This is a genomic window from Rhodococcus sp. IEGM 1305 (assembly GCF_030058635.1).
GTDB classification, from domain to species: domain Bacteria; phylum Actinomycetota; class Actinomycetes; order Mycobacteriales; family Mycobacteriaceae; genus Rhodococcus_F; species Rhodococcus_F opacus_D.
In genome coordinates this window covers 24,057-42,832 of the sequence record NZ_JASHKX010000018.1, presented here as the reverse complement: position 1 = coordinate 42,832, position 18,776 = coordinate 24,057, and the positions used below count along the sequence as shown (strand labels likewise).

17 protein-coding genes, 2 pseudogenes and 1 riboswitch are annotated in these 18,776 nt (G+C 69.5%); of the genes and pseudogenes, 14 read left to right on the top strand and 5 right to left on the bottom strand.

Annotation, left to right across the window (positions count from 1 at the left end; all coding sequences use genetic code 11):
* Positions 1 to 69 precede the first annotated feature (69 nt).
* The 5 genes from QM693_RS22860 (at position 70) to QM693_RS22840 (ending at position 4,245) form a co-directional block, all read left to right on the top strand.
* Positions 70 to 747, top strand: coding sequence for an NUDIX hydrolase (locus tag QM693_RS22860; RefSeq protein ID WP_283353523.1), 678 nt, complete (start codon positions 70 to 72; stop codon positions 745 to 747).
* A gap of 57 nt (positions 748 to 804) precedes the next feature.
* Positions 805 to 900, top strand: a riboswitch (TPP riboswitch).
* The gene (locus tag QM693_RS22855) at positions 894 to 1,616 is read left to right on the top strand and encodes a TenA family protein (protein WP_283353522.1); all 723 of its coding nucleotides are present in this window, start codon (positions 894 to 896) and stop codon (positions 1,614 to 1,616) included. Its footprint overlaps the riboswitch before it by 7 nt.
* Positions 1,601 to 2,641, top strand: a complete 1,041-nt coding sequence (locus tag QM693_RS22850; RefSeq protein WP_283335819.1) for an ABC transporter substrate-binding protein — start codon at positions 1,601 to 1,603, stop codon at positions 2,639 to 2,641. The genes QM693_RS22855 and QM693_RS22850 overlap by 16 nt, the downstream gene beginning before the upstream one ends.
* On the top strand, positions 2,619 to 3,440 hold the full coding sequence (locus QM693_RS22845; RefSeq protein ID WP_061044482.1) for an ABC transporter permease: 822 nt from the start codon (positions 2,619 to 2,621) through the stop codon (positions 3,438 to 3,440). The genes QM693_RS22850 and QM693_RS22845 overlap by 23 nt, the downstream gene beginning before the upstream one ends.
* On the top strand, positions 3,433 to 4,245 hold the full coding sequence (locus QM693_RS22840; RefSeq protein ID WP_283335817.1) for an ABC transporter ATP-binding protein: 813 nt from the start codon (positions 3,433 to 3,435) through the stop codon (positions 4,243 to 4,245). Before QM693_RS22845 ends, QM693_RS22840 begins: the two co-directional genes overlap by 8 nt.
* Positions 4,246 to 4,258: 13 nt before the next feature.
* On the opposite strand, the gene QM693_RS22835 is transcribed toward QM693_RS22840, so the two are convergent.
* On the bottom strand, positions 4,259 to 5,620 hold the full coding sequence (locus QM693_RS22835) for a WS/DGAT/MGAT family O-acyltransferase (RefSeq protein ID WP_280783698.1): 1,362 nt from the start codon (positions 5,618 to 5,620) through the stop codon (positions 4,259 to 4,261).
* A gap of 178 nt (positions 5,621 to 5,798) precedes the next feature.
* Between QM693_RS22835 and QM693_RS22830 the strand changes: the two genes are divergently transcribed.
* Entirely contained in the window at positions 5,799 to 6,788 is a 990-nt protein-coding gene (locus QM693_RS22830; protein ID WP_283353521.1) for an alpha/beta hydrolase, read from the top strand.
* Positions 6,789 to 6,809: 21 nt separating this feature from the next.
* Here QM693_RS22830 and QM693_RS22825 read toward each other — a convergent pair whose 3' ends face one another.
* Positions 6,810 to 7,142, bottom strand: a complete 333-nt coding sequence (locus tag QM693_RS22825) for a 4Fe-4S dicluster domain-containing protein (RefSeq protein ID WP_283331303.1) — start codon at positions 7,140 to 7,142, stop codon at positions 6,810 to 6,812.
* A complete protein-coding gene (locus QM693_RS22820) occupies positions 7,139 to 8,716 on the bottom strand; it encodes an FAD-dependent oxidoreductase (protein ID WP_283353520.1) in 1,578 nt (525 codons plus the stop codon). The genes QM693_RS22825 and QM693_RS22820 overlap by 4 nt, the downstream gene beginning before the upstream one ends.
* Positions 8,717 to 9,005: 289 nt before the next feature.
* On the opposite strand from QM693_RS22820, the gene QM693_RS22815 reads away from it, so the two are divergent.
* From QM693_RS22815 to QM693_RS22795, 5 genes are all read left to right on the top strand, one after another.
* Complete coding sequence (locus QM693_RS22815; protein WP_283353519.1) at positions 9,006 to 9,560, top strand: hypothetical protein; 555 nt, start codon at positions 9,006 to 9,008, stop codon at positions 9,558 to 9,560.
* 126 nt (positions 9,561 to 9,686) lie between these two features.
* Positions 9,687 to 10,604: a PPE domain-containing protein gene (locus QM693_RS22810; RefSeq protein ID WP_283353518.1), complete on the top strand. Its 918-nt coding sequence runs from the start codon at positions 9,687 to 9,689 to the stop codon at positions 10,602 to 10,604.
* 14 nt (positions 10,605 to 10,618) lie between these two features.
* Positions 10,619 to 11,284 (top strand): ESX secretion-associated protein EspG, encoded by a 666-nt coding sequence (locus QM693_RS22805; RefSeq protein WP_283353517.1) that lies wholly within the window; start codon positions 10,619 to 10,621, stop codon positions 11,282 to 11,284.
* Positions 11,285 to 11,354: 70 nt separating this feature from the next.
* Complete coding sequence (locus QM693_RS22800) at positions 11,355 to 12,713, top strand: T3SS (YopN, CesT) and YbjN peptide-binding chaperone 1 (protein WP_283353516.1); 1,359 nt, start codon at positions 11,355 to 11,357, stop codon at positions 12,711 to 12,713.
* A 95-nt stretch (positions 12,714 to 12,808) separates the two neighbouring features.
* Positions 12,809 to 12,943, top strand: coding sequence for a hypothetical protein (locus QM693_RS22795; protein ID WP_005254130.1), 135 nt, complete (start codon positions 12,809 to 12,811; stop codon positions 12,941 to 12,943).
* A gap of 51 nt (positions 12,944 to 12,994) precedes the next feature.
* On the opposite strand, the pseudogene QM693_RS22790 reads toward QM693_RS22795, so the two are convergent.
* A pseudogene (locus tag QM693_RS22790) lies at positions 12,995 to 14,106 on the bottom strand (bifunctional 2-methylcitrate synthase/citrate synthase).
* Here QM693_RS22790 and QM693_RS22785 point away from each other — a divergent pair.
* The 3 genes and pseudogenes from QM693_RS22785 to QM693_RS22775 all read left to right on the top strand — a co-directional run.
* Positions 14,044 to 14,187: pseudogene (locus QM693_RS22785) on the top strand (short-chain fatty acyl-CoA regulator family protein); the annotation flags it as partial. The pseudogenes QM693_RS22790 and QM693_RS22785 sit on opposite strands and share 63 nt — an antisense overlap.
* Before the next feature lie 141 nt (positions 14,188 to 14,328).
* Positions 14,329 to 15,681 (top strand): hypothetical protein, encoded by a 1,353-nt coding sequence (locus tag QM693_RS22780; protein ID WP_283353515.1) that lies wholly within the window; start codon positions 14,329 to 14,331, stop codon positions 15,679 to 15,681.
* Positions 15,682 to 15,686: 5 nt separating this feature from the next.
* On the top strand, positions 15,687 to 17,135 hold the full coding sequence (locus QM693_RS22775; RefSeq protein WP_283353514.1) for an outer membrane protein assembly factor BamB family protein: 1,449 nt from the start codon (positions 15,687 to 15,689) through the stop codon (positions 17,133 to 17,135).
* 4 nt (positions 17,136 to 17,139) lie between these two features.
* On the opposite strand, the gene QM693_RS22770 is transcribed toward QM693_RS22775, so the two are convergent.
* Positions 17,140 to 18,726, bottom strand: coding sequence for a glycosyltransferase family 39 protein (locus QM693_RS22770; protein WP_283353513.1), 1,587 nt, complete (start codon positions 18,724 to 18,726; stop codon positions 17,140 to 17,142).
* Positions 18,727 to 18,776: the final 50 nt, after the last annotated feature.

Below are 18,776 nucleotides of genomic sequence, written 5' to 3'. Positions count from 1 at the left end.
AACTACCAACGATGAGCAGGCAGGACCGATCGAACGCGACATAGATCAACAGTGCGCTAACATTCCCGCGTGGCCGCATGGACCGATTCCGAGGGCAGGAGCCTCCTCGACTACTTGCGCCCGTCCGTAGCCGTCGACGTCGCCGTCCTCACCGGCGACGGCCCGGAACTGAAAGTTCTTGTGGTTCCGCACCGTTCGGGCCGGCTCGCCCTTCCCGGCACGTTCCTCCACGAGGGTGAGCGACTGCGGGACGCCGCCGAGCGGTGCCTCCGCATCAAGGCCGGCCTGACGTGCACCGTATTCCATCAGCTGGCGATGCTGGACGATCCCGGCCGCGACGATCGCGGGTGGGTGCTGTCGATGACGCACGGCGCCGCGCTGCCCCGCACGGCGCTCCCCCGCGACACGATGTTGATCACCGTCGACGACGACCGGGTGACGCAGGACCTGGCGTTCGACCACGCGGACGTCGTCGCCCTTGCCGTCGCCGACCTGAGAGAGCGGTACGCGCGGGCCGTCGACCCGTCCGGCCTGGCCGGCGACACGTTCACGGTGCTCGAACTCCGCCGGGTGTACGAGGTGGTGTTCGGGCGTCCACTGCCGAAGGACTCGTTCCGGCGGCACCTGATGCCGGCCCTCGAGAACACCGGCGACATGGCCGTCGTCGGAACCGGCCGGCCCGCGGAGATCTACCGGCGCGGCCCCGCACCCCTCCCGCCGAGCGCGGCCGCGTTCCTCGCCGGCTGAGCCCCTCCACCGACCCTGGCCTTTCCGCCCGCGGCACGGCCGGTGCTAGGGTCGGCTTGTTCTGACACGGGGTGCTCCGCACGGGCGGGGCTGAGAACACACCCGGGAACCTGCTCAGGTAATGCTGACGAAGGGATGTCAACGTTGTGAATAGCTCTGTCCAAGATGCTGCCGGCGCCGGCCAGCACGCCCGATTCACGGACCACTTGTGGGACCGGACCAAGGTGCTGCGCGAGGCGATCGACGAACTCGAGTTCCTGCGCCGCCTCGGCGACGGAACGCTGCCGCTGGACGTGTTCCGCACGTACATCGAGCAGGATTTCCTGTACCTGACCGGGTACGCGAAAGCCCTTTCACTGGTGGCCGCGCACGCGCCGGGCCCGGTCGAGGCCGGCTTCTGGGCGGGCTCGGCCGCGGAGGCCGCCACGGTCGAGGCCGCGTTGCACCAGAATCTGCTGACCAGCGGACGACTCCCCGAGTCGGACGCGGAGCCGCTGCATTCGCCTGCCTGCCTCGGGTACATCTCCTACCTGACGGCCGTCGCCGCCACCGAGCCGTACGCGGTGGCCGCCGCGGCAGTGCTGCCCTGCTTCTGGATCTACGCCGACGTCGGGCACCGGCTCGCGGCGCGCGCCCGTGAGGTGCTCTCCACCGACCCGTCGCACCCGTACGCACAGTGGGTGACCACCTACGACGCGGAGGAGTTCCACGCCGCCGTCGCGAGGGCCCGCGAACTCGTGGACGCGGCGGCCGAGGCCGCGACCGATGCTCAGCGCGAGGCGATGGCGGAGGCGTTCGTGATCGCCAGCCGCTACGAACTCATGTTCTGGGACACCGCTCTCAACAAGCAGGAATGGCCGGCGTCGTGACACTCTTCTCTCGTACCAAGCGCGCCGCCACCGCAGCCGTCGTCCTGGTCTCCGCCCTGTCGCTGCTCACCGGTTGCGCCGGTGACTCCCAGTCCGGCGACACCATCCGGTTCGCACTCGACTGGACACCGAACACCAACCACACCGGCCTGTTCGTCGCCCAGCAGGAAGGCTGGTTCGCGGACGCCGGCCTCGACGTGCAGGTGCTGCCCTACAACGACACCTCGCCCGACACCCTGGTCGACGCCGGCAACGCGGAGTTCGGGGTGAGCTTCCAGAGTTCGGCGACGTTCTCGAAGGCCGCGGGCGCACAGACCACGTCGGTGATGGCTCCGCTGCAGCACTGGGCGACGGGCATCGCGGTGAAGGCGGATCGCGCCGACATCACCCGCCCCCGGGATCTGGACGGCAAGATCTACGCCGGGTTCGCGGACCCGGACGGCGAGGAGACGCTGAAGCAGATCATCCGCAACGACGGCGGCAAGGGCGAATTCACCACCGTCACGCTCGGCACCTCGGCCTACGAGGCCGTGTACTCCGGCACCGCCGACTTCACCGTCTCGTTCTTCGGCTGGGAGGGCATCGAGGCCGAGCACCAGGGCACGCCGATGCGTTACTTCCACTACACCGACTACGGCTTCCCGGATGCGTACGCTCTCGTCATCGAGGGCAACGAGGAGTGGATGGCCGACCATCCCGAGCAGGCCCGCAAGTTCGTCCAGGCCCTGCAGCGCGGATACCAGTTCGCCGCCGACCGGCCGGACGAGGCCGCGCAGATACTGATCGACGCCAACCCCGGCGCCTTCACCGACGAGTCCCTTGTGCGGGAGAGTCAGCAGATGCTGTCCTCCGAGTACATGAAGGACAGTTCCGGCAAGGTCGGGACACAGACGGCCGAGCAGTGGGCGGGGTACTCCGGTTTCCTGTTCCAGCACGGCCTGCTCACCGGCCCCGACGGGGCACCGCTGACCACGGAACCCGACTGGTCGACGTACTTCACCAATGAGTACCTCACTCAGCCCTGACCCGAGTCTGCGCACCACGGCCCCGGGCACGTCCCCGCTGCTGCGGCGGGTGCTGCCCGCGGTCGTGGTCGTGGCACTGCTGGTCGTCGCGTGGCAGGTGTACGTGACGGTCAGCGGAATCCGGCCGCAGGTGCTGCCGTCGCCGCTGCGGGTGGTCCAGCAGGGCTGGCGGGCGCGGGACGCCATCTCCGGTCACGCCTCCGCGACACTGCAAGTGACACTGATCGGGTTCGCCGTCTCCCTGCTCTTCGCGTGGGCCCTCGCCGTGCTCGTGGACTTCTCGCCGTGGCTGCGCCGCGCGTTCGTTCCGCTGTTCGTCGTGTCGCAGACACTGCCGATCATCGCGATCGCGCCGCTGATGATCATCTGGTTCGGATTCGGTCTGCTGCCGAAGATTCTCGTGATCGCCCTCGCCACGTTCTTCCCGATGACGATCGGTCTGATCGAGGGTTTCGCCGCGGCCGACCGGGAGGCGGGCGCGTTGTTGCGCAGCATGGGCGCCTCACGGTGGCAGGAATTCCGCTACGTGCGGCTTCCGTCGGCGATCCCCCGGTTCTTCACCGCCCTGCGCATCGGCATCACGTACGCCGTGGTGGGTGCCGTGTTCGCCGAATACGTCGGGGCCACGTCCGGTCTCGGCATCTACATGGCGACGCAGAAGAACTCCTTCCGCACCGACCTCGTGCTGGCGGCGGTGCTCGTGACCGCCGTGATCAGCGTCAGCCTCTACCTGCTCACCTTCGCGGTCGAGCGCGTCGTCGCCCCGTGGATCAAGAACGAAAGGGCTCGGCATGAGTGACACCGCGCGCGTCGCACTGTCCGGTCTGAGCAAGGGATTCCCGGTCCGCGGCGGCATCCGGCCCGTCCTCGACGACGTCTCGTTCACCGTCGAACCGGGTGAGTTCGTGTCGGTGATCGGCCCCAGCGGGTGTGGGAAGAGCACCGCGTTCTCCATGCTCGCCGGTCTCGATCAACCCGACTCCGGCACCGTCACGATCGGCGGCGAACCGGTGCGTCCCGCGGGGAGTGGTCCCGCGAAATGCGCGTACATGCCGCAGAAGGACCTGCTGTTCCCGTGGCGCACCGTCCTCGACAACACCACTCTCGGACTCGAGGTGCAGGGCGTGCCCCGGAAGCAGGCGCGGGACAAGGCCCGGGAATTGTTCTCAGTGTTCGGTCTCGGCGGATTCGAGGACGCCCGCCCCAGCCAGCTGTCCGGCGGGATGCGGCAGCGGGCCGCGATGCTGCGGACCGTCGTCCAGGACCGTCCGGTGCTGCTGCTCGACGAGCCGTTCGGCGCTCTGGATTCGTTGACCCGCACCGAGATGCAGACCTGGTTGCAGGACGTGTGGCAGCGCTACCGGTGGACGGTGCTGATGATCACCCACGACATCCGGGAGGCCGTCTACCTGTCGGACCGGGTGGTCGTGCTGTCTGCACGGCCCGCCACCGTGCGGCGCGAGGTGACGGTGGGCCTGCCGCGTCCCCGCGAATTGTCGATGATGACGTCGCCCGAGTTCGCGGACGTCGAACACGAATTGCTCGGGGTGCTCCACGAGGAGTCGCGGCGGGCACTCGTCGAGCAGGAGTCGGCCCGGCGCTGAAACAGGCGGCGTCTCAGAGCAGTGCCGCCTCGAGCTCGCCCAGAGCCGTCTCGAGATAGAAGAGGATGCGCTGCAGGCTCGGCACCGAGCGGCGGCACCCGATGACACCGAAATCGAGGTTGCCGCCGTTGGTGGTGAGTGTGATGTTGAGCGCCTGCCCGTCCAGCACCACCGACGTCGGATAGATGCCGTCCAGCCGGGACCCGTTCCAGTACATGGTCTTCCGCGGCCCCGGGACGTTGGAGATGATCACGTTGAACGGCGGCGGCGTGAAGCGGACGAACCCCGGCACCGGTGTCAGAGCGATCGGCGACATGTTGAAAGCGGACCACGCCAGCGCCTGCATCGAGGTGAGGCTGCCGAACAGCTCCTTCCCCTGGGACATGGAGGCGGAGATCGCCGTCAGACGTTCGGCCGGGTCGTCGACGTCCGTCGCCAGGTTGCACAGCGTGACCCCCACCGCGTTACCGCCGGCGTCGGCCTGCTGCTCGTCGCGCAACGACACCGGAACCATCGCGATCAGCGGCTCGTCGGGCAGCGCGTTCTGTTCCTCGAGGTACCCCCGCAGCGCCCCGGCGCACATGGCCATCACGACGTCGTTGACACTGACCCCCGCCGCCTTCCGGACGGCGTGGACGCGTTCGAGCGGCCAGGACTGCGCGGCGAACCGGCGCGCGCCACCGATCGGGACGTTCAGCATGGTGCGGGGCGCCTCGTACGGAAACCTCATGTCGTGCTGCCCCATCGCGGTGCGGGCGATGCGCAGCGACGCAGGCGCGAGACCGGCCACCTCACCGACCGTGCGACGGACCCCGTTCACCACCGACCAGAGGTCGGGGGCGGGGGCGGAACCGTTGGCCGACGCCCTGCGCGGCAGGTTCCACGGCGGCGGTGCGTCGCGCACGTCCGGGTCGGTCGACAGCGTCCGCATCAGCAGCCGCAAACCGGAGACCCCGTCCATCAGCGAGTGGTGCATCTTGGTGTAGATCGCGAACCGGCCGTCGCTGAGACCCTCGATCAGATACATCTCCCACAGCGGGCGATGACGGTCCAGCAGCGTGCCGTGCAACCGGGACGTCAGCGTCAGCAGTTCCCGGACCCGGTACGGGGCCGGCAGCGCCGAATGACGCACGTGGTATTCGAGATCGACGTCCGACTCGTCGGCCCACCACAGGTTCCCGAGACTGCCGACGGGGCCCGCAGGCTTCTTCCGGAAGGTGGGGTCGACGTCCGTGTGCTTCAGCAGAGTTTCGTGCATCGACTTCACGTAGTCGGGGCCGGCATCCTCCGGCGGTGTGAACAATTCGAGCGATCCCACGTGCATCGGATGCTCTCGCGATTCGCCGAGAAGGAATATCGAATCGGTAACCGGCATGATCCCCACCTGGACGTTCACCCCCACTCGGTCACTATCCCATTACGACTTCCGCCTGGATGCTACGTCGGGCGTAGCGTCCGTGCGACCAACTTCGATGTAGACCGTACGGCGCAAAGAGGTGGAAAACCTAAAGGCAGCAAGTCGATGGGCACCGAGGCCGGATCGGAGGCAGGCAATGAGCACTGCGACTTACGAATTCTGCCCGTCACCCCTCCCGGTGACGCGGCGGGAGTTCGCCGGAACCAGCCTGCAGTCGACGGCCCTCGCCCACACACTCCGCCGCACGGTCCGGCCGTTCCTGGACGGGTGGGCGCGCTACCCCGAACTGCCGTGGCCCACGGGAGTCGTCGACCTGTTCGGGTACTCGCTCGGCCCCATCCGCGGAACCGTGCGCAGGCCCATCCGGCTGCCGCACTGCCGCGCCGAATGGATCCGGCCTCCGGGTGAGCTCGGCGAGCGGGCGATCCTCTACCTCCACGGCGGGGCGTTCCTGTGCTGCGGGATCAACTCCCACCGCCAGATGGTGTCCCGGATCGCGGCGGAGTCGCAGGCGTCGACGCTGAACGTCGCGTACCGGATGATCCCGCGGAACCCCATCCGGGCGGCCGTCGAGGACGGTGTCGACGGGTACCGGTGGCTGCTCTCGCACGGGTACACCGCCGACCGCATCGTCATCGCCGGCGACTCGGCAGGCGGATTCCTGACGTTCATGGTGACGCTCGAAGCCCTGCGCCAGGGGTTGCCGCGTCCCGCCGCCGACGTCGCGCTGTCGCCGCTGACCGACCTCGACCCGGTGAACAAGCTGGCCCATCCCAACGCCGACCTCTGCGCCGTCTTCCCCAAACGCGCGGTCGGTGCCCTGTCCAGGCTGATCGAAAGGCTGGACACCAGGGGCGGGCACGAGCCGTCCACGTCACCCGTGGACGGCTCCCTCGCCGCCATGCCGCCGGCGCTGATCCAGACCGGCTCGCAGGAAATGGTCTACGTCGACGCGGAACTGATGTCCGAGCGGCTGTCCCAGGCGGGTGTGCCGTGCGAACTGCAGGTATGGGAGCGGCAGGTGCACGTCTTCCAGGCCGCCGCCGGACTGCTCCCCGAGGGCACCCGCGCCATCCGCGAGATCGGTCGGTTCATCCGCAAGGCCACACCCGTGAGTACTTCTTAACCGCCGGACGTTGACAAGTACTCACGGGGTGAAGAGGTGATTCCGGTCGAGCGTGGACCCCGGCGTGCGACGGCCACCCCACCCGATCACGGCGCGGTAGGCGCCGAGCGCCCCGGACGCGGCCAAACCCTCGGCGTCGGTGTGCGTCGAGTCCTCGGGAACCGGGGTGTCGAACGGCGCGACGTACAGCGCGTCGGTCGGACAGTTCGCCTCACACATGAAGCATGTCTGACAGTCCTCCTGATGCGCGACGACGGGAACCCCGTCCGTGCCGCGGCGGAAGACGTCCGTCGGGCAGACCTTGATGCAGATGTCGCACTGCACGCAGCGGTCGGCGACGACGACCTCGATCACGACGCGACCGTCCGGGCCTCGGCGGTGCCGTGTTCCGGACGCACCCACACCTCGCCCAGCCCGCCCGACAGCAGTCGACGGGTCTGCGCCGGGTCGGTGTCCGGCAGGTCGGTGCGCACGTGCATCCCCCGGGTCTCGGTCCGCGCCAGCGCGGAGTGCGTCGCCCACCGCGCGACGGCGAGCATCGCGGCGGCCGAACGTGCCTGCAGCAGCTCCCGTTCGGTGCCGCCGAGCAGATCGGCGGCGCCCGACCAGGCCTCGTCGAGGGCGGTCACGCTGTCCTGCAGGCTCGTTGCGCTGCGCCGGTAGCTGCGTCGCAGCGGCAGGGTGTGCTCCTGCACCAGTCCGACGATGGAGCGCGACGCCTGCCGGCGGGCGGACGGTCCGCGCAGGCCTGCCGCGCCCGCGCCGCGCACCCCGTCGGGGGCAGGACGCGTCCGCGCGAACCGGGCGGCCCCCGCACCGGCCCATGTCCCCGAGGAGATGGCCCACGCCCCGTTGTGGCTGCCGCCTCCGCTGCGACCACCGGTGATGAGCTCCCGGGTGGCCGCGTCGCCCGCCACGAACAGGCCGGGAACGTCGCTGGCGCAGTCGGTGCCGGCGACCCGGATGCCACCGGTTCCGCGCACCGTACCCTCCAATACGGCCCGCACGGGATACTTCTGCGTGAACGGGTCGATGCCTGCCTTGTCCAGCGGCAGAAAGTAATTCGGTTGCGACGTGCGCATGGCCGCGCGGATGTCGGGTCTGGCCCGGTCCAGTCGCGCGTACACGGGGCGGCCGGCGGCGAGGTGCGCCATCGCGGCGCCGCGTGCGGAGAAGCCACCGTCGCCGAGAGCCCGACCGTCCGCGTCGTAGTAGGTGGCGAACTGCATCATCAAACCCTTGGTGTGCCCACTCCACGCCGGTGCCAGCGCGTAGGCCGTCGAGAATTCCATGCCCGAGAACGACGCCCCGACCTCCGCGGCCATCAGCAGTCCGTCGCCGGTGTCGACGTTCGTTCCGAAGCTTCCGGACAGGAAGGCGCAGCCGCCGGTCGCGACGACCACCGCCCCTGCGCGCACCGACCACGGCGCGTATCCGTTCTGCCGTTGCAGACCCGCGGCACCGGACACGACGCCGTCACCGGTGGTGAGCAGTTCCAGGGCGGGGCTGTGGTCGAGGATGGTGACCCCGGCGCGGTGCACGCGCCTGCGCATCCGGCGCATGTACTCCGGCCCCTGCAGGCTGGTGCGCACCTCCCGGCCGTCGTCGCCGGACGGAAACCGGTAGCCGGCGCCCGCCAGTTCGTCCACCCGGTGGTGGGTCTCCTCGAGCACCCGGTACATCCAGGCCGGCTCCGACAGCCTGCCGCCGTCCTCGAAGCGGGCCTGCACCGACCGTTCGCGTGCCGGCCCGGGCGGGACGTTCCACAGGTTGTTGCCGCCCGACGCGGTGGGGCCGCTGGTGCCGCAGTACCCCTTGTCGGCGAGGACGACCCGCGCGCCGTCCCGGGCCGCCGCCAGTGCCGCCCACGTTCCCGTGGGTCCGCCACCGAGGACGAGGACGTCGGCGTCGATCTCGAGCCGGCTCACGAAGCGAACAGCATCGCCGACGCGGCGACGGCCGCCCCGGTTCGTTCGGACAGCGGGCGGCGGAACAACCAGTCGAGCAGAGACATCGTTACCCCCGGTCGGAGCGGTATGGACACCGCTCGATCGTCGGCTGACCGGCTCGTCCGAACAAGGGTTCTCGTCAGCGTGCGCCGAACCCCGGCAACCGTCCAGCGAACCCGCCCGGCCGACTCGACTTCCGAACACATGCGGCGGCAGGCGGCACCGCCCTCTATGGTGGACGCATTTGCACGCCGAGGACGGGTAGCGCATGGACGACAGGACTGTAGCGATCGGGGCACTCGCGATTGCCACCGTGTCGGCGGTCTCCGGCCTGATGATCGGTGCCGCGGGCGGCGCGTTCGGCAACCGCGGACCGACAGTCGCACCGCCGCCGCTGACGTCGGAGGGCCTGCAGGCCGCCGGACCCTACAGCGCCGCACCGGCCACCTTCCAGGTGTTCGTCCCGCCGACCCCCACCTGGCAGATGGCCGACCTCACCACCCCACGGGCCGTCACGCTCACCACCGAACCGGCGCCGGTGACCACGGCGCCGCCGCCCGCGCCCTCGACGACCCCCGCCCCGCCTCCGCCGCCGGTCCGGACCACGGTCGCGCCGCCTCCCCCGACGATCAGCCTCGCCCCGGTCACCACACCCGTCACCCGGCCTCCCGTCGTCACGACGACCGAGCAGACCGTGCCCCGGATCGCGGCCCCGCCGTCCGCGGCACCCGCGGAGCCGACCCTGCCGCCGGTCACCACCACCACGACGACGACGCGTCCGGTGATCACCATCCCGCCCGTCACCACCAGACCGCGCGGCTGACGCCCACCACAGCCCGTCCGAGATCGGGAGCACCGACACGCCCTGCGCAGGAGTCGGTAAGGTGGCTTCCCGCCGGATTGGGGGGTCCACTCCGGGACCGTGAGTGTCCAGCATCGGAGGTCGGGGATGAGTGGCGGGGAGAATTTTCGGTCGGGCGAGTGGGATCACCGCGCCATCAGGAGTGCGGTCGACGCGCTGAGGCCCGCCGAGTCCGGCGCGGTCGCCGCGGCCTGGGACGACCTCGGACGGCGATTCCAGGAGTCGGTCACCGCGTTCCACGACGCGACCCGCGCCGCGGTCGACACCGGCTGGCGTGGGCCGGCGGCGGCCGCGGTGGCATCGGCACTCGACGACTACGCCGTCCGCGCCGGGCAGGTCGGCGGCCGGTTCACCGATGTGGGCGATGCGTTGCGGCACGCGACCGCCGCAGCCGAAGCGGTGCGCGGCGCGGTCGGCAGGCCCGGCGACCACCCGGCCGACTGGACCCGGGTGCTGCCCGCCAACTGGACCGCGGACGCCGACGCGGACGCCGCGGAACAGAACGCGAAGGCCGCCATGGACACCCTCTACACCTCGGCGTACCGCCTTGCGGACGAACAACTCCCCGCGGCCGGCCTCGCCGCCACCCACGCCGCCGCAACGGCCCACGGTCAGCCGGTGGGCTTCGACATCGGACCGAACGGGGTGCACGGCATACCCAGCGATCAGCAGGTGGCCGAACCCGAATCCGATTCCATACCGCGCAATGAGCACCGCAGAAGCGGCGAGGTGCCGCTCGAAGACTCGCTGGCGACCGCGCAGACCGCACCGGGTTCGATCGCGGGTGCGGCGCTGGCCGGCGCCGTCGGCGGCGGGGTGGCGCAGTACGCGCGCGGCATCGTGTCCGCTCACCGGACGACCACCGCCGAGCGGCCCGGCGGCCCGGTCCGGCCCGCCGCACGGGAGGACGAGGAGGAACCACCCACCTACCTCGAAAGCATCGACGAGGGAAGCGAACTCGTCGGGAAACTGCCCCTCGTCACACCCGCGGTGATCGGCGAATAGTCGTGGGGCATTGGGTGTTGAGCGGTCCGCAGTTCTCGGCGTTGTGGGCCCAGACCGGACAGGACCGCATTCCGTATCCGTTCAAGGTCACGAGCACGCTGGCCACCGCCGACGAGTACGAGGCGGAGCAGCGCCGGATCCGCGCCGACTTCTCCGGCCCCGAACACGACCCGCTCGGGTTGGCACTGCTGGTGCTCGCCGAACCCGACCTCCGGATCGAGATCTCCGGTTCGGCAGGTGTGGACGGCGGTACCTCGATCCGCATGACGGGAGCCCTGGCACGCGGGCACGGGATCGCGGCGGTGCAGCATCCGGGCGCCGAAGTGGTGATCCGGAGCTGCGAACCGTACGACGTCGGCCGGCAGCTGATCGCTCAGCTCCCCGACACCGACCCGGGCACGGCGGCGGGCATCGTGGTCCCGCCGACACCGGCCGGGAGCGCACAGGCAGCCCGGATCCTCGACAGGCCCTCGACGAGCCAGGGGGTCGTCACCGTCGTCCGCGGCTCGCGGCACTCACCACGCCCCGTCGGCGGTCTGGCGTGGCGGGACATCGAGGGCGACGGCCGGTACCTCGTGTGGGGCGATACCGCCGTGGCCGTGGAACCGGGCACGTCGTGGGACCTCCTCGACGCCGTCACCAGGCTGACCGGACGGATCGCGGCCGGTCACCCCGTCTGAGCGCGCCACACCCTCCTGCGCTGCGGTCTCGGCGATCGCCGCTACCGTATAGAGCGGAAGTAGGTGATTCGTGGTCGACCCGGACGGAGCAGACATGCAGGACTTCGATCTGGATTCGAGTGTGAACCGCGACTGGGCCGAGTTCCAGCGGCGCCTCGCGGACTATCTGGCAGCGATGCAGGACGAGGACCTTCTGGTCCTGGAATCGGGGTTCGAGGAGCTCGACGAATCCCAGGGGCTGATGCCGTGCATCCAGTTCGTCGTGTGGGACGGGGACACGGTGCGCTGCGAGGTGCCGTCGAACCATTACCTGCACCCCGACCGCGCACTGACCGACGCCGAGCAGACGTACCTCACCGAGCTGGGCTGGAACCGGCCGACCCGCGGTCCGGACGACGAACCCGATGACGGCTCCCCCGCGTTCTACGTCGACAAGAAGCTGTCGTGGTCGGATCAGCTGGCCGCGATGGCCGTGGCCGCGTTCCGCGACGTCTGGGGAATCACGCATCCCGCGTTCCTGAGCACCGAGACGTCGAGTACGGATCCCGAGGCCACGTTCGACCCGGTTGCGGTGCGGCCGCCGCTGGTCGCGCAGCTCGACCCCGCAGCCGCCGTGGTCCCGCGCGACGTCGAGCACCTCCACGAACTGATCACTCTCGCGTTGGTCCCGATGCTCGGGCTGCTGCCCGAACGCGACCCGGACGGCGACGTCCCGATCCGGATGGGCAACACCATCCTGTTCGTCGGCCCGCTCGCCGACACCGTCGACGTGCAACTGTTCGCGCCGCTGGTGCACGACATCAGCGACCGCACCCGGGCCGCCGAGGTCACCGCCGACCTCAACCGCATGTGGTCGCGGATCAAGTTCGTGCTGGTCGACGACCGGTTGTCGGCGTTCCTGGAAGTATCGGGTAACCCGTTCGTCCCGCAGCACCTCACCGACAGCTGCAAGGCGTTCTCCGATTTCCTGCGCACCGTCGACAACGAGTTCGCGTCGCGGTTCGGTGGCGAACTGTTCTTCAACCGCGACTCCGGACCCGACGGGGAACCCGAACCGGACGCGGCACCTCGCACCGAGAGCCGGATGTCGTCGACCGACCTGCCGAAGGAACTCCAGACGCTGTTCCATCTCGATCCCGGGCCCGGGATCGACACCGATCCGGCTGTCGTCGCCGACGTCTGCGGTCACGACCGCGACCGGATCCTCGTGCTCCTGGACACCGGCACCGCCTGGGTGTCCCGGTTGCGGGAGACCGACGACGCGTCCGCCGACCAGTGGGAGCGCGTCGTCGGCGCCCTCCGCCACGCCCTCCGCACCGTCGTGCTGCCCCCGACGACTGGCGCCCCCGACACCAAGCCACGGCCCGAGCAGATGGGGCTGTTCACCAATCCCGAGGAGCAGACGCTGTTCGACGATCCGTCGTCCTAGAACCCGCCCTTTCGACGATCGGTCCGGGTTTCCCGGGATGTGGCGTACTGTCAGCACTATCGGAGCCGTCCAGGTTCCGCATTCAGGGATGGTCCATGGCTGACAAATCGCCCCGCAATTCCATGTCGAAGAAATCCGGTAAGTCGCTGAAGGAGAAGCGCGCCGACAAGAAGATGAAGACGAACGGACAGAGCGATCCGGAAATCGTCTCGCACGTCAAGAAGCGCTAGCGCCCGTGCGCCTTTCTGGTAGCGGCAGCAACCACAAAGGCGCACAAACCGTCAGGCGACGACGGAGCGCTGGGGGACGCCCGAGTACTCGCTGAGCGGGCGAATCACACTGTTCGACGCGCCCTGCTCGATGATGTGGGCGGTCCACCCGGTGATCCGGCTCATCACGAACATCGGCGTGAACATTTCCACGTCGAATCCCATCAGGTAGTACGCCGGACCGGTCGGGAAGTCGAGATTCGGCGCGATCCCGGTGGCGCCGGCCATCGTCTTCTCCAGGATGTCGTACATCCGCACCCACTTCTCGCCGCCGGTGGCGGCGGCGATGTCGAGCAGTGCCGCCTTCATCGTCGGTACCCGCGAGTCACCGTTCTTGTAGACCCGGTGACCGAAACCCATCACCTTGTCCTTGGCGGCGAGTTTGCCCAGCAGCCACTCCTCGGCGCGGTCGGGCTCGCCGATCTCGAGCATGTCGTGCATGACGGCCTCGTTGGCGCCGCCGTGCAACGGACCCTTCAACGCCCCGATCGCCGCGGTGACCGCACCGTAGATGTCGGACAGTGTCGACGTCACCACGCGAGCCGCGAACGTGGACGCGTTGAAACTGTGCTCCGCATACAGGATCAGCGACACCTCGAACGCCTTGACGACGGCCGGATCGGGCATGTCCCCGAAGCACATGTTCAGAAAGTTCTCCGCGAACCCCAAGTGCGAGTGCGGTGCGATCGGGTCCTGTCCACGCCTGCGCCGGAAGTCGGCGGCCACGATCGTGGGCAGCACCGCCGTCATGCGCAGCGCCTTCGCGAGGTTCTCGGACGGCGAATTATCGTCCTCCGCCGGGTCTTCCGCGCCGAGGTAGCTGATCGCCGTGCGCACCACGTCCATGGGGTGGCAGTTGTCGGCATCTTCGCCAGCAGCGACAGCAGGGAGCGGTCGGCCCGGCGTGCCGCCCGTTCACGCTGGCAGAGCAGTTCCAGTTGCGCGGGGGTGGGGAGTTCGGCCTACCAGAGCTGGTACGCCACCTCCTCGAAGCTGCAGTGCGCTGCCAGGTCCTGCACCGCGTAGCCGCGGTAGGTCAGCGAATTGGTCTCCGGCACCACCCGAGAACGGTCGTCCCGATCGGCGCGGGCTGCAAGGTCTGCGACCGGCCCGCGAGCGCGCAACGCGCCTTCCCGCAACTGGGCCGGGCTGTCCTCGTCAACGAGGACAGCAGCGGCCATCTCCCGTATCCGCAGGGCCGGTAGGCGCTCCGCGCCCGTGCGCGGTTAACGAGTCCAGGGACTCGTCGACCACTCACGGGCGGTAACGCTGCTCGCAATCGTGACGACTAGGACTTCGGATGCTCCTTCGTTCGGGATGAGCGCCTGCGACACGGGTGGGGGCACATGAGCGACGGCGCGGACAGGCGCAAGGACCGCTGGACGACGGGACTCGTCGTGGTGTCGATCATGGCGTGCGGGGTGATCGTCGCGGGACTGCTCGATACCGGATCCGGCCCGGCGACCGTCGACCTCACCGCCGACGGTCCCGCCGAAGCCCCGTCGTACGTCACGCCGACGGTCGAGTATCCCGTCGACATTCCCGGTTGCGCGACGGTGGAACCGCCGTCGGAGGGGGAAGCCTTCGCCATGTGGGTCGGAGGCGAGCAGAGTTACGACAACCCGCGCTACCCGTGGTTCTCGGCACTCAAGGCCTCGGCCATGACTGCCGCCGTCCTCGACGCCCTGCCGGAGGCGGTGGAGATCCCCCTCGTCAGCCCCACGGAGTCGTTGCTGTTCGAGCCGATTCCGGAGTACGAGCAGCCACCGGACGTCGAGGACGACTTCGGCGGCGTCACCAGCGCTCGGGGACCACTGCTTCGGGACTCGTCCCCCGGGTCGCTGTGGTTGTCGGTCAGCAAGGCGGACAAGCCGATTCCGCCGTGCGTTGCCGGCGAACTCGACCGTCGCACGACGCTGCCCGACGGCACCGTGCTGGATGCGGACGACACGTGGTCCGAGTACGACGGCCACCGCACGCTGTCCCGGAGCGTCGCCGGCTACTTTCCCGACGGCACATGGATCCATGCCGACGCCACCGACGAGAACTTCGCCGAGGCCGACCCCGGCTCGAAGTACAGCGGCACCATCCCACTGAGCCTCGACGAACTCACCGCCATCGTGCTGCGTCCCGAACTGTTGGCGAGTACACCGGTTCCGCCGGGCACCCCGCCTCCCCCGACGGCATGCGGGTCGGGGGGCGGCTCCGAGGACGAGGGACCGGCGCTGACCCGCGCCGATCTGGACCGGCTGAATGCCGTGCTCGACGACGCGTGGCGCGATCAGCGCATCGCGCTGTCGAGACCGCTCGGATCGCTGCAACTGGCCGATTACAGCGACAACGCGGTGTGTGAGAGCGTCGACGTCACCACACCCGGATCCGAGGGGACCCTGCGGGTCTCGATCGCGGGCGGCTACACCGTTCCGCCCGAGCCGGACAAGTACGACCCGTCCTACGACCCGCAGGCCGCGAAGGCCACCCGACTTCCGGACGGTTCCGTGTTGGAGCGACGGGACGGGTACACCTCCGCGGCGACCGACCCCGGTGAACCCGCCGTCGACGAGGCCGGCCGTCACGTGACGCTGACACGGCCGTCGGGCACCCGGGTGTCGGTCAGCTCGACCTCCACGCTGCCGGCCACTCCGCTCCCCTACGAGCTTCTCGAATCCCTGGCCACGACCCCCGGACTGGAGCTGTAGCCGACATGGGCCTCGACACGAGCACCCGAAACCTTTGGGCCGCAGCGCTCGTGGCGGTCGTGACCGTCGCCGGCGCCGTCACCACCGTGATCGTGCACGAACCGGAGTACCAGGAGGTGAACATCCCCGGGCTCACCGGTTTCGTGGGCCCCGACGCCCCGGAGGCGTCGCCCGATGCACCAGGCGCCGAGTGGTCGCTGGATGCGGCCGCCACCTACGATCGACAGTTCGCCGTCTTCCGCAACCCGGTGTACGGGAGCGGATTCGACTCGGGCGAGCCGGGATTCGTCGACGCCGGACAGGTGCTGGTCACCATGATCGGGTTGGTGAACCAGCAGACGTCGGGGCTGGACGAGACGCGGTTGGTCGGGGTGGACGCCGACACGGGATCGGTGCGTTGGGAGACGCCGGTCGAGTCGCTGGGCGGGTGCGCCGACACCCTCGCTGCCGGGCGGATGGTCTGTTACACGACTCCCTTCGAGGACGCACGCGTCATCCTGGCGGTCGACACCGACAACGGGTCCGTGACCCGCACTCCCACCGACTGGACGATCCTGGCGATGACGGCTGCCGACGACTGGCTGTACGTGATGGAAGGCGACCCGGAATCCGACGACATCCGGGTGCACAGCGGTGTGCCCACCGACCCCGACGCCCGCTGGTCGCAGCGGTTCGATCTCGGTTCGGCGTGGGAGGACGCGTTCGGTCACCTCATGAGCACCGAGCACGGTCAGGGTGTGCTCGAACTCGGCGGGGAGGTGGCGGGGTTCGACCTCGCGACCGGGACTCCGACGTTCACCCGCACCCTGCCCGACTGCACGCAGTCCGCCCGGGCCACCGAGGGTGGGGTGGTCGTCCGCGTCCACAGCGACTGCACCCTCAGCAAGGTGCTGGGCTCCGAGGCCGTCGATCGCACCGGTCGCGTCCTCGCGGCATCGGATGTGGAGGCCGCACACACCCTCGCCGTCGATCGCCCCGCCGACAGTACGATTCCGGTGCTTCTCGGCGACGGTGCCTACGACCGGACGACGGGCGAACTGCTGTGGACCAGCCCCGCTCTCGTGTCGACGCCACGGGTCGACACTCCGGAGTCGTACGGCCCGAACGCCACGCAGGGCACCGCTGTGGCCGTGCTGGGCGAGGTGGCATTGCTGCGCGACTACGAGGGCAGGACCGAAGCCGCACTCGACCTGAGGTCCGGGGAACGGTTGTGGCAACGACACTCCGACTCGTACGGCACCGTCGTCGCCGCGGAGGGCGACACCGCGGTCTTGCTGGAATCCGATGTCCTGCGCGCCGAGAACGTCCGGTCCGGCGAGGAACTGTGGGTGCTCCCCCTGCAGACCGTGAGCGACGACGACTCGTGGGGCAGCACACCCGTCGTCGCGGCGTCGAGCCCACGCCTGGTCTATATGACGTCGGGGACGATGGTCGGGTTGGGCTCAGCGAGGTGAGTTGCTACGTGCCGGGCCGGACGAAGTGCACGAGCTGGCTGACGTTGAGCTGCCACCGCTCCTGCACATCGAAACCGTAGGACCGCACGACGCGGTAGTTGGCGCCGAGCCGCACCGGATCACGGGCATCGACGGCCGCCCAGGTGTGGCTGTCGACCCCCGCGGACCGGTTGGTCAGCAGCCAGATCGCGGGACAACTCCTGATCCGGTCCGCGATGCGGTCGGGCGCCAGCGTCTCGTCCCACAACCCGCCCAGTTCCGCGGCCGTCGATCCCCGCGAGATGTCGCGGAGAGCGGCGAAGGCGGGCGGATCCACGGTCTCGACGGTGCGCATCGGGCCGGGATTCCAGACGTTCTTCAGGTCGAACAGCACACAGTCGCCGGGTGCGGCCTCGGATTCGACGAGGTCGGCGACGCGGCTGTAATCCATGCCGCTCGGCTTGGCATAGGGTCCGCGCTGCACGAGGTAGTGCGGCAGGGCGACGGCTCCGAACAACGCGAGGATCACCGCGAGTAGCGGCAGCGATCGTCGTCCGGCGAGACCCGCGATCCACACCATCGACTGTCCGAGGAGCAGTGCGCACGCGGGGGCGGTGAACGTGAAGTACCGACCCAGATACACGTTCTGCGACGTCAGCGAATACAGCAGCACCAGCGCGGTGGGAATGAGGAGCCAGGGCACGGCCGTCGCGAGAAGCCCCGGCTGTTCGCCGCCCCGGTGGTCACGCCCACGGACGATGCCGACCGTCACTCCGGCGACGACGAGCAGTCCGGAGACGACGGCGACGGCGAGTGCGTTGTCGAAGTACTGCTCGACGAGCACGATCCACACGAGATCGAAATTCCGGCCGGCGATCCACGAGACCTGATCCGCCTGCGATTGCACCAGCACGATCACCGGCGCCGCGATCGCGATGCCCGCGCCGGCAGCCAGGAGGAACGACCCGACGCAGCGACGTCCGGTCCTCGTCACCGCGAGCGTCACCACGTGCGCGGCAACGATCAGGATGCTGTAGAGGAACACCGTGGTCGAGACCGCGACGAGCAGCGCGTACAGCACCCACGCGGTGCCCGTCCGCCTGCGCACGGCCACGACGAACACGACGGTCACCCACACCGCCAGCGCCGCGGACAGCGCGTACGAGCGCGCCTCGATTCCGGCGGACGTCACCCGCGGCAGGATGGCGAACACGAGCGCCGCGACCAGGGCCACCCGTCGCGTGGACAGCAGCTTTCCGAGCACGACGAGGCCGGCGGCGCCGATCCCCACGGCCAGCACGCTGGGCAGTCGCAGCCAGAACTCGGTCAGGGGGACGACGCGCAGCCACCCATGCATGCCCAGGTAGTACGCGCCGTGGACGGCGTCGACGTCGAACAGCAACCGCACCATGTCGGGGATGTCGCGCCCGGCGACCGAGACGGTGGCCGCCTCGTCGTGCCAGAACGACGGCGACCAGGACCGGAAGCCCGAGATCGCGACCGCCACGAGTCCGAGCAGGAGCGGATCGCACCATCTCGTCCACAGCCGGGTTCCTCGCTCCGCACCGCTGCGCCGCGACTCGGAAGCCAGCACGGGCAGGGGCGACGTCATTCCGCGGTTCCTCGAGGTAGGTGAAATCAATGACCTACATGGAGACCGTT